This is a genomic window from Lacinutrix cladophorae (assembly GCF_053604645.1).
On sequence record NZ_JBSHNR010000110.1, the window covers coordinates 445,340 to 457,070 of the forward strand.

The following is an 11,731-nucleotide window of genomic DNA, read 5'->3' on the forward strand; positions in this document are numbered from 1 at the left end:
GTTAGTTAAGATGTTTAGTGATATCAATAATTTTCCCTTCTACAGCAGTTGCTGCTGCTACTAATGGACTAGCAAGAATGGTTCTAGAACCTTGTCCTTGTCGTCCTTCAAAATTTCTATTGGATGTAGATACACAATATTCGCCTTGCGGAATCTTATCATCGTTCATTGCTAAACAAGCAGAACAACCAGGTTGTCTTAACTCAAACCCTGCAGCATCAAAAACATCTTTTAGTCCTTCTTCTATAATTTGTGCTTCTACTTGCTTGCTTCCTGGAACTAGCCAAGCAGTAACATTAGCTGCTTTTTGTTTTCCTTTTATAAAGTTTGCAGCAACTCTAAAGTCTTCTATTCTAGAATTCGTGCAACTACCAATAAACACAAAGTTTATAGGTTTATTAATTAAGCTTTCACCTGCTTCAAAATTCATGTATTCTAAAGACTTTTTGAAAGAAGCATTTTCTTCAACAGGAATGTTTTCTGTAATTTTAATTCCCATTCCAGGGTTAGTACCATAGGTAATCATTGGTTCTATATCTTCTGCATCAAAAAAGTATTCTTTATCGAAAGTTGCACCTTCGTCTGTAGGTAAGGTTTTCCAATACGCTACTTTTTTATCAAAATCTTCGCTTTTTGGAGCAAACTCTCTTCCTTGTACATAATCAAAAGTAGTTTGGTCAGGTGCAATCATTCCGCCTCGAGCGCCCATTTCAATACTCATATTACAAACAGTCATTCTACCTTCCATACTCATTTCTTCAAACACATTTCCTGCATATTCACAAAAATATCCTGTTCCAGAATTGGTTCCTAGTTTAGAAATAAGGTAAAGAATTACATCTTTAGGTAGTACGCCTTTTTTTAGTTTTCCATTAACAGATACTCTTAAACTTTTTGGTTTGGTAAGTAATAAGCATTGGCTAGCAAAAACTTGTGCTACTTGACTGGTTCCAATACCAAATGCAATAGTGCCAAAAGCACCATGTGTTGAGGTGTGGCTGTCTCCACAAACCATAGTCATTCCTGGTTGTGTAAAGCCTAATTCTGGAGCCATAACATGAACAATACCATTGTATTTATGGCCTAGTTGGTATAGGGTAATATTATTTTTTTTACAATTTGTAGATAGTTGTTCTAATTGTTTTCTAGATAACTCGTCTTTAATTGGTTGGTCTTGATTTTGTGTTGGTGTATTGTGGTCTGCGGTTGCCACAATCTGGTTAGGTCTAAAAACAGGAATTCCGCGATCTTCTAATTCATTAAAAGCTTGCGGACTTGTCACTTCGTGTATTAAGTGTTTGTCTATGTAAAGTACCTGTGGACCATTTTTTATAGTATCGACCACATGAGCATCCCAGACTTTATCAAATAGTGTCTTCTTCATTTAAGCGGAAATTATTTGTTGGTATACTTTACTAGATTCAATTATTTGATGAATATCTGCATCATTAATCTCTTTCTTTTTGTCTGCAAAAGTTAAAAAGCTAGCATAAATTTCATCTAATTGTAGTTTTGTTAATTCGTAACCAATATTCTTAGATCTATACGCTAAAGCAGCTCTTCCACTTCTAGCAGTTAATACAATAGCCGATTCGGTTACACCAACATCTTTTGGGTCAATAATTTCATAAGTCTCACGGTTTTTAATAACACCATCTTGGTGTATTCCTGAGCTATGAGCAAAAGCATTTGCACCTACAATTGCTTTGTTTGGTTGTGTGTAAATTCCCATGCTATCGGAAACCAATTGACTTATTCCATAAAGCATTTCGGTTTTAATATTGGTGTCTAAATTTAGGTAAGGATGTTGTTTTAAAACCATCACCACTTCTTCTAAAGCAGTATTTCCTGCGCGTTCACCAATGCCATTTATAGTACATTCAATTTGACGAGCTCCATTAATGACTCCTTCTATAGAATTAGCAGTAGCTAAACCTAAATCATTATGGCAATGGCATGATAAAATGGCTTTTTCAATACCTTTTACATTTTCTTTTAAGTATTTTATTTTCGCACCATACTCGCTAGGTAAACAATACCCAGTAGTGTCTGGAATATTTAAAACCGTTGCTCCAGCTTTTATTGCAGCCTCACAAACTCTAGCTAAATATTCGTTTTCTGTTCTTCCTGCATCTTCTGCATAAAACTCTACATCTTCAACAAAAGACTTTGCGTATTTTACTGCAGCAAAAGCACGTTCTATAATAGCTTCTTTATTCGATTTAAATTTATGTAAAATATGCGAGTCGGATGTGCCAATCCCAGTATGTATTCTTGGTTTTTTAGCAAATTGTAATGCTTCTGCGGCTACTTTAATGTCGTTTTCTACTGCTCTAGTTAAACCACAAACGGTTGCGTTTTTAACTATTTTCGAAATTTCTTGTACCGATTTAAAATCACCAGGACTAGAGACGGGAAAACCAGATTCTATAACATCAACTCCTAGTTGATCCAGCTGTTCTGCAATAATAACCTTCTGTTCTGTGTTTAGTTTGCAACCAGGTACTTGTTCACCATCTCGAAGGGTTGTATCAAAGATTTGTATATTGTTATTTGACATATATCAAAATATATTTTTAGTATTGTATTACGAATTTATATTTTGATTAGGTATTATTATTTGTTTTTCATTTACTTTTACGATGCTCAAAAGCATAAAGATAATCTAATTACTTAAAAATCAAATAGTTAAAACAGTATTCTATTGATAACTAAAGAACAAAAAGATAATTTATTTTTATTAGTTAAGTCATTAACTAAATCTGAAAAGCGGCAATTTAAATTGTATGTAGGACGGCTGGGAGTAAATACGGACTCTAAGTTTTTAAAACTGTTTAATTTACTAGATAAAGCTACAACTTACGACGAAACTTCTATTGTAAAAAGTGGTATTGTAAAAAAACAACAGATAGCTAATGTAAAAGCACATTTGTACAAACAAATTCTAATTAGTTTAAAATTAAATCCTTCGCATCAAAATGTACGTTCTCAAATTAGAGAACAGTTAGATTTTGCTTCTATTTTGTATCATAAAGGATTGTATAAGCAAAGTTTAAAAATATTAGATAAAGCCAAAGAATTAGCCATAGTAAACGAAGAAAAAAATGCTGCTTTTGAGATTATCGAATTAGAAAAAATAATAGAATCTCAATACATTACTAGGAGTATTAGTTCTCGTGCAGACGAACTAGCAATGCAAGCAAAAGAGATTAGTTCTTTAAATGTTATTGCTAGTAAATTGTCTAATTTATCTCTTCAGCTTTACAGTATCATTTTAAAAACAGGTTATGTTAAAAACGAAGAAGAAAGTCGTTTAGTAACCGATTATTTTAATAAAAGACTCCCTAAATTCAATATGACAAAAGTTGGTTTTAGAGAGAAATTATGGTTTTACAAAGCGCATTTGTGGTATAGTTTTTTGTTACAGGATTTTTTGAATTGTTATAAGTATGCATCCAAATGGGTAGATCTATTTTATCAGAATCCGAGTATGATAAATTTAAATCCTGTGTTTTTCTTAAAAGGAAATAATTATCTTTTAGAGGCTATTTATTTTATTAGAAATAAACCAAAGTTTATTGCTAAACTAGAAGCGTTTAAGGGTACAATAAATAGTTCTAATTTTCCGAAAGATGAAAATGTAGCTACTTTAGTTTTTTTGTATACTAACTTTCATAACATTAATAAATACTTTATTGATGGTAGCTTTCAAGAAGGTTTAGCCTTAATACCTCAAATTGAAAAGGAGCTAATTCCGTTTAGAAATAAAATCGATGCACACCATAAAATGGTTTTTTATTACAAGTTTGCTAGTTTGCATTTTGGAGCTGGAAATAATAAAGAATGTATTCGGTATTTAGATAAAATAATATCGAATAAAACACTTTCTATGCGCGAAGATTTACTTTGTTTTTCTAGAGTTTTAAATCTTGTTGCACATTACGAAGCAGGTTTAGACTATCATTTAGAAAAGTTACTACTTAGTACCTATAAGTTTCTAATAAAGATGAATGATTTGCATGAAGTGCAAAAAGAAATGATAAAATTTATTAGAGGATTACAAGATATTTACCCACAAGATCTAAAAAAAGAGTTTAAAAAATTATTAGAAGTTTTAAAAACCTATGAAGATCATCCATACGAACGTCGTGCATTTTTATATTTAGATATTATTTCTTGGTTAGAAAGTAAGATTGAAAAAAAGCCTGTTGGTCAAATTATTAAAGATAAATATTTAGCAAATTATGCTTGATTTTTTCTGTGATTTAAAAAAAAAACAAATAAAAAAGCATAAAAAATTTGGATATTAAACTTTTGTAATGCAATATTTGTGCTCACAAAGTTCAAACACTTACTGAAATGTTATCAAGAAAGGCGGAGAGATAGACTCGATGAAGCCTTAGCAACCCTTAGATTTACTAAGAAGGTGCTAAATTCTACTTAATTTTCAATTCATTAATTGAAGATTGGATAGATAACTTAAACCTAATTACTCATCTGTAATTAGTATTTTCTTTTTAACATTTTTCTATTAAGTATGCTTCTAATGAGGCTTATTTGACTTTTGGTTTAATCATTAATTAACTCAAAAACTTAGAAAAATGAGTACACAAAAATTCGCAACTAAAGCATTGCACGCAGGACACGACGTTAGTCAAACAGCAGGAACCAGGGCAGTTCCTATTTATCAAACATCATCTTATGTTTTTAACGATTCAGACGATGCAGCAGGAAGATTTAATCTTTCGGTTCCGGGATTTATTTATACACGATTAAATAATCCTACCAACGATATTTTAGAACAACGATTAGCAGCCTTAGAAGGAGGGATTGCTGCAGTAGCAACTGCTTCTGGAACAGCAGCAATTTCAACAACGTTACTTACTCTATTAAAAGCAGGAGATCATATTGTTGCATCGAGTAGTTTGTATGGGGGAACCTATAACTTGTTAAGTGTTACCTTGCCTAGACATGGTATTACAACTACATTTGTTGATCCTTCAAATCCCGAAAACTTTAAAAAAGCAACCCAAGAAAATACAAGAGCATTTTTTGTTGAATCTTTAGGGAATCCAAAATTAGATGTTCTGGATTTGGAAGTGATTTCAAAAGAAGCAAAAGAAAACAAAGTGCCGTTAATTGTAGATAATACAGTTGCGACACCATATTTATTAAACCCGATTGCACATGGTGCAAATATTGTAATTCACTCGCTTACCAAATATATAACTGGAAATGGAACTTCTCTAGGAGGAGTCATTATCGATGCAGGGACATTTGATTGGACCAACGGGAAATTTCCTGAATTTACAGAGCCTTCTGCTGGTTATCACGGATTAGTATATAGCGAAGCTATTGGTGCAGCAGCATTTATTGCAAAAATTAGAATTGAAGGATTAAGAGATTATGGCGGCGCATTAAGTCCATTTAATGCCTTTCAAATTATTCAAGGTTTAGAAACTTTGGAACTTCGCATTAAAAAACATAGTGAAAACGCTTTAGCTTTAGCCACTTGGTTAGAAGAGCAGCCAGAAGTAAATTGGGTAAATTATCCAGGTTTAGCATCTAGTAAATACAAAGCACTTGCAGAAAAATATTTACCAGAAGGACAAAGTGGAGTCGTAACTTTTGGAGTAGAAGGAGGTTTCGAGTCTGCTAAAAAAATTGCAGATACCACCAAACTATTTTCTTTGTTGGCTAATATTGGAGATACCAAATCCCTAATAATTCATCCTGCAAGTACAACACACCAACAATTAGATGAAGTTGCACAAGCAGCTTCTGGAGTTACTAAAGATTTAATTCGCCTTTCTGTAGGTATTGAAAATATTGAAGATTTAAAAGACGATTTAAAAGCAGCTTTTAAAGTGGTAAAAGAAACCATTTTAGCATAAAATTTAAGTTCTTAATGCTACGCAAATCATATTTTGCGTAGCACTTTTATCTAATAAAATCTACAAATGGCTTCACTACATTACATAACAATTCCTGGTTTTGAACTTGCTTCTGGAGTGCTTCAAAATATTGAGTTATCCTATCAAATTTTCGGACAACCTTTACATAAGGCTCCCATTGTATTGGTAAATCATGCGCTAACAGGAAATAGTAATGTTGCCGGAAAAGATGGTTGGTGGAGCGATATTATTGGCGAAGAAAAAGTAATTGACACGAATGTATATACCGTTTTGGCATTTAATATTCCTGGAAATGGATACGATGGTTTTGTAATTGAAAATTATAAAGATTTTGTAGCAAGAGATATTGCGAAAATATTTTTAGTTGGTTTACATAAACTAAAAATTGCATCTGTTTTTGCTCTTATTGGAGGTTCTTTAGGAGGTGGAATAGCATGGGAAATGGCTGTGCTATCTCCAGATTTAGCTACTCATCTAATAACTGTTGCTACCGATTGGAAATCTACCGATTGGCTAATTGCAAATTGTCAAATTCAAGAGCAGTTTTTATTAAACTCCAGCAATCCTGTTCACGATGCTAGAATGCATGCTATGTTGTGTTACAGGACGCCGAAATCTTTTAAAGAGCGTTTTAAAAGAAGTAGAAATAACGACTTAGAAATTTTTAATGTCGAAAGTTGGTTGCTGCATCATGGTAAAAAATTACAAGAACGTTTTCAATTATCGGCGTACAAGTTAATGAATCAATTGTTACGTAGTATAGATGTATCAAAAGGGAGAGATAATTATGATGCTGTTTTAAAAAACATCAACGCAAATATTAGTATTGTAGGTGTAGATTCGGATTTGTTTTTTACTGCCGAAGAAAATAGAGAAACACAAAAACAATTAGCATTATTACATCCAAATGTGACGTATAATGAAATTAATTCCGATCATGGACATGATGCTTTTTTAATAGAATTTGATCAGTTAGAAAAAATAATTGAGAATATTTTTAGACCAAATTCAAAAAATAAAAAAATGAAAATATTAAAATTTGGCGGTAAATCATTAGCAAATAATGAAGGTTTAAATAGCGCTATTTCTATAATAAAAGATAAAGTAGAAAAGCAAGAGCGAATAACTGTTGTTGTTTCTGCTAGAGGAAATGCAACGAATGATTTAGAGGGGATTCTTATTAAAGCATCTAAAAAAGAAGCATATAAAGAAGCATTTGCTACATTTCAAGAATATCAAAAAGCACCATTAAAAACTATAGATTTTTCTGAAGAATTTAAAACGCTAGAAACCATTTTTGAAGGTGTTTCTTTATTAGGAGATTATAGCGAGAAAATTGAAAATCAAGTTTTAGCTTTTGGCGAAATATTATCAGCAAAATTAATTACCGAATTACTAAAATCTCAAAATATAAATGCCAATGCAACAGACGCTAGAGCACTAATTAAAACAGATGACAGTTTTAGTAACTCGCAACCAATACATGCGCTTTCTAAAGAAAATGTTTTAGCACATTTTAAACAATATAATGGTACAACAGTAAATGTGGTTACTGGTTTTATTAGCTCTAACTTAAAAAATGAAACTACCACTTTAGGTCGAAATGGAAGTAACTATTCGGCGGCACTTTTAGCGAACTATTTAGATGCTGAAGAGCTTCAAAATTATACACATGTTAATGGTATTTATTCCGCAAATCCAGATTTAGTTCCCGACGCAAAAAAAATTAAAGTACTTTCTTTTGCCGAAGCGAATGAGTTGGCAAATTTTGGAGCAACTATTTTACATGCAAAAACGATTATTCCATTATTAGAAAAAAACATCCATCTTCGTATTTTAAATACATTTAACCCAGAAGACGAAGGCACTTTAATTACTGCCAAAAAAGACAGTAACCAAGCTACTTCCTTATCTGTATTAGATAATGTAGCCTTAATAAATTTAGAAGGAAGAGGTTTGCTAGGTAAAGTAGGTGTCGATGCTAGAATTTTTAAAGCATTGAGTACACAGGATATTAGTGTAAGCATTATTTCTCAAGGATCTTCTGAAAGAGGAATAGGCTTAATTATCGATGCCGATAAGGCAACAAAAGCGGTTATCGCTTTAGAACGTGAGTTTGAAAATGATTTTTATTCGCAAGACGTTAATAAAATTGATGTGGTAGATGATGTTTCGGTTATTTCTATAATTGGTATCGAATTAAGCGCTTTTCATAAGCCGTTTAATGCACTAATAAAAAATCAAATTACACCATTGCTTTTTAATAATACATTTACTGGTAAAAATGTAAGTTTGGTAGTTAAAAAAGAGCAATTGCTAAAAGCTGCAAACGTAATTCATGGCGAAGTATTTAGCAGTTGTAAAAAAGTTAATCTAGCTATTTTTGGACATGGTTTGGTAGGTGGTGCATTGATTAATCAAATTATTTCTTCAGCTAAAGATATTGAAAAACGCAAAGGAGTAAAGCTTAATATTTTTGCGATTTCTAATTCTAAAAAAATACTACTTTCTAAAAATGGTGTTACTCAAAATTGGAAAGAAGATATTGTGCAAAATGGTGAAAGTTATTCGATTCAAACTGTTATAGATTTTGCCGAAAAACACCATTTAGAAAATTTAATCGCTATAGATAATACAGCAAGTAAAACATTTGTAAATTATTATAATACTTTAGTTTCTAATGGGTTCGATTTGGTTTCTTCTAATAAAATTGCAAATACTATCGATTTAATTTTTTATAATGAATTACGAAACAATTTAGATAAGTATCAAAAAAAATATTTATACGAAACCAATGTTGGAGCAGGTTTGCCATTAATTGATACCATTAAATTATTACATCTTTCAGGTGAAAATATTACACGAATTAGAGGTGTGTTTTCTGGGACATTGAGTTATATTTTTAATAGTTTTTCTGTGGAAGATAAATTGTTTTCAGAAATACTTAGTGAAGCAATTGATAAAGGTTTTACAGAGCCAGACCCTAGGGAAGATCTTTGCGGAAACGATGTCGCTAGAAAATTACTTATTCTTGCAAGAGAGCTAGATTTAAATAATGAAATTGAAGATGTAGTCATTCAAAATTTAATTCCGGAGTCGCTTCAAGATGTAGATGTATCTACTTTTTTAAATGCTTTAGAGCAGATGAATGATAGCTATAAAGTTTCCAAAGAAGACCAAAAAGAAAATCATGTGTTACGTTATATTGGTGATTTATCTGGTAATTTAGAAGATGAAAATGGCGCGAAATTAGAAGTCAAGTTAGTCTCTGTTCCACAAAGTTCACCATTAGGTGCTTTAAAAGGATCGGATTCAATTTTTGAAATTTATACAGAATCTTATGGAGACCAACCATTGGTGATTCAAGGAGCTGGAGCAGGAGCGCAAGTGACAGCAAGAGGTGTTTTTGGGGATATATTAAGGTTAGTTGAGAATAATAATTAGAAAATAATAACAAAAGTTAATGGATAAGCATTTTGAAACCGAAGCAATTAGAACGCAAATAGAACGTTCTCAATTTTTAGAGCATTCTTCGCCACTATATTTAACATCTAGTTATGTTTTTGAAGATGCAGAAGATATGAGAGCATCTTTTGCCGAAGAAAAAGAACGCAATATCTACAGCAGGTATTCTAATCCCAATACTTCCGAATTTATTGATAAAATTTGTAAAATGGAAGGGGCGGAAGATGGTTTTGCTTTTGCAACAGGTATGTCTGCCGTTTTTTCAACATTTGCAGCACTGCTAAATGCAGGAGATCATATTGTTTCATCAAGAAGTGTTTTTGGAACCACGCATGGTTTATTTACTAAATTTTTACCAAAATGGAACATCTCCACAAGCTATTTCGATATTAATAATTTAGACGCTATTGAAGATTTGATTCAACCAAGTACTAAAATCCTATATGCCGAAAGTCCAACAAATCCAGCAGTAGATATTCTAGACTTAGAGCGTCTAGGAAACCTAGCGAAAAAACACAATATTTTGTTGGTAATAGACAATTGCTTTGCAACCCCATATTTACAAAACCCAATTAAATTTGGAGCAGATTTAGTTATTCATTCTGCAACAAAATTAATCGATGGTCAAGGTCGTGTTCTTGGAGGAGTTACCGTTGGAAGTAAAGATTTAATAAAAGAAATTTATTTGTTCTCAAGAAATACTGGTCCTGCCTTATCTCCTTTTAATGCTTGGGTATTGTCTAAAAGTTTAGAGACGCTTGCGGTTCGAGTAGATAGACATTGTGAAAATGCATTGCAAGTGGCTTCCTTTTTAGAGTCGCACCCAAAAGTAAATCTTGTAAAATACCCTTTTTTAAAATCGCATCCACAATATGAAATTGCTAAAAAGCAAATGAAAAAAGGAGGGAATATTGTTGCTTTCGAAGTGGAAGGAGGAATTGAAAATGGTAGGAGTTTTTTAAATAAAATTAAAATGGCATCCCTTTCTGCTAATTTAGGCGATACTAAAACTATTGTTACACATCCTGCATCTACAACGCATAGTAAATTAACCGAAGTAGATCGATTGGAAGTTGGTATTACAGATGGATTAGTTCGTGTTTCTGTAGGATTAGAAAATGTAGAAGATATTATTAACGATTTAAAACAGGCTTTAGATTAAACTTATTAAATAAGTATCTTTGCTACATGCTTTCTAAAAAAACAAAATACGGAATTAAAGCACTTACTTTTTTGGCGAAACAAGAAGGGAATGCTCCAGTACAAATTGAAACCATTTCAAAAAGTGAAAATATTTCAAGAAAATTTCTAGAGAGTATTTTATTGAGTTTAAGAAAAAATGGTTTTTTAGGATCTAAAAAAGGAAAAGGTGGTGGATATTATCTATTAAAAAAACCAAGCGAAATTCAAATGGTAGATGTTATGCGAATTCTTGAAGGACCAATTGCTATGGTACCATGTGTGAGTTTAAATTTTTATGAAAAATGTTCCGATTGCCCAGACGAAGCATCTTGTGCTGTACATTTATTAATGGTAAAAGTGAGAGATAATACACTAGATATTTTCAGAAATACTTCTCTTGCAGATTTAACCAATTAATATATTATTAAAAATTGCTCTATATTTTTAAGGAATATTTAGTAATTATAAAGAAATAAAACAATACATTTGTTTTAATATCCTACTAAATCGATAGGAATTATAGAATTAAAATAAATAGCATGATAAAATTAGATATTGATACCTTAAATAAAGAGTTAAAAAACAAAACACCAGATGAAATTATTCAATGGGCTTTAACCTTGTCAAATAATAGAATAGTTACTACAAGTTTTGGTAAGTATTCTGCAATTTTACTAAGTACCATGTCTAAGCATGATAAAGATATAAAGGTGATTTGGTGTGATACATTATATAATCAGCCAGCTACTTATACCCATGCAGAAAACCTTATTAAAGATTTTAGTTTAAATATAAATAAGTATCAATCATTAAAAACCAAAGAAGAAATAGATGCAACTATTGGTTTGCCAACTGTGGAAGATGATAATCATGCAGAATTTTCGGAAGTAGTAAAACTGGAACCTTTTAGAAGAGCGTTACAAGAGCATCAACCAGATATGTGGTTCACAAATATTAGAGTGCGACAAACCGAATTAAGAAATAAGAAAGATATTCTAAGTTATAGTAAAGATGGTATTTTAAAAATTAGTCCATTTTATTATTGGTCAGATTACGATTTAGATAATTATTTAGAAGTACACAATTTGCCTAAAAATCATACGTATTTCGATCCAATAAAAGCCTTAGAAAATAGAGAGTGTGGTATACACTTGCAATAAAGTAGATAG

8 protein-coding genes and 1 riboswitch are annotated in these 11,731 nt (G+C 31.6%); of the genes, 6 read left to right on the forward strand and 2 right to left on the reverse strand.

What is annotated here, in order from left to right:
- Nucleotide 1: 1 nt before the first annotated feature.
- On the reverse strand, nt 2–1,384 hold the full coding sequence (leuC, locus tag ACVC3Y_RS09265; protein ID WP_452226710.1) for a 3-isopropylmalate dehydratase large subunit: 1,383 nt from the start codon (nt 1,382–1,384) through the stop codon (nt 2–4).
- The gene (locus ACVC3Y_RS09270) at nt 1,385–2,560 is read right to left on the reverse strand and encodes a 2-isopropylmalate synthase (RefSeq protein ID WP_303422192.1); all 1,176 of its coding nucleotides are present in this window, start codon (nt 2,558–2,560) and stop codon (nt 1,385–1,387) included.
- Nucleotides 2,561–2,707: 147 nt separating this feature from the next.
- Between ACVC3Y_RS09270 and ACVC3Y_RS09275 the strand changes: the two genes are divergently transcribed.
- The 6 genes from ACVC3Y_RS09275 (at nt 2,708) to ACVC3Y_RS09300 (ending at nt 11,722) form a co-directional block, all read left to right on the forward strand.
- The gene (locus ACVC3Y_RS09275) at nt 2,708–4,252 is read left to right on the forward strand and encodes a hypothetical protein (protein ID WP_303423199.1); all 1,545 of its coding nucleotides are present in this window, start codon (nt 2,708–2,710) and stop codon (nt 4,250–4,252) included.
- A gap of 107 nt (nt 4,253–4,359) precedes the next feature.
- Nucleotides 4,360–4,481, forward strand: a riboswitch (SAM riboswitch).
- A 120-nt stretch (nt 4,482–4,601) separates the two neighbouring features.
- Nucleotides 4,602–5,894, forward strand: a complete 1,293-nt coding sequence (locus ACVC3Y_RS09280; protein WP_452226711.1) for an O-acetylhomoserine aminocarboxypropyltransferase/cysteine synthase family protein — start codon at nt 4,602–4,604, stop codon at nt 5,892–5,894.
- 66 nt (nt 5,895–5,960) lie between these two features.
- Complete coding sequence (thrA, locus tag ACVC3Y_RS09285) at nt 5,961–9,359, forward strand: bifunctional aspartate kinase/homoserine dehydrogenase I (protein ID WP_452226712.1); 3,399 nt, start codon at nt 5,961–5,963, stop codon at nt 9,357–9,359.
- A gap of 19 nt (nt 9,360–9,378) precedes the next feature.
- Nucleotides 9,379–10,542, forward strand: coding sequence for a trans-sulfuration enzyme family protein (locus ACVC3Y_RS09290; RefSeq protein ID WP_303422186.1), 1,164 nt, complete (start codon nt 9,379–9,381; stop codon nt 10,540–10,542).
- 26 nt (nt 10,543–10,568) lie between these two features.
- A complete protein-coding gene (locus ACVC3Y_RS09295; protein WP_303422183.1) occupies nt 10,569–10,979 on the forward strand; it encodes an RrF2 family transcriptional regulator in 411 nt (136 codons plus the stop codon).
- 122 nt (nt 10,980–11,101) lie between these two features.
- Nucleotides 11,102–11,722, forward strand: coding sequence for a phosphoadenosine phosphosulfate reductase domain-containing protein (locus ACVC3Y_RS09300; protein ID WP_452226713.1), 621 nt, complete (start codon nt 11,102–11,104; stop codon nt 11,720–11,722).
- The last annotated feature ends 9 nt before the right edge of the window (nt 11,723–11,731 follow it).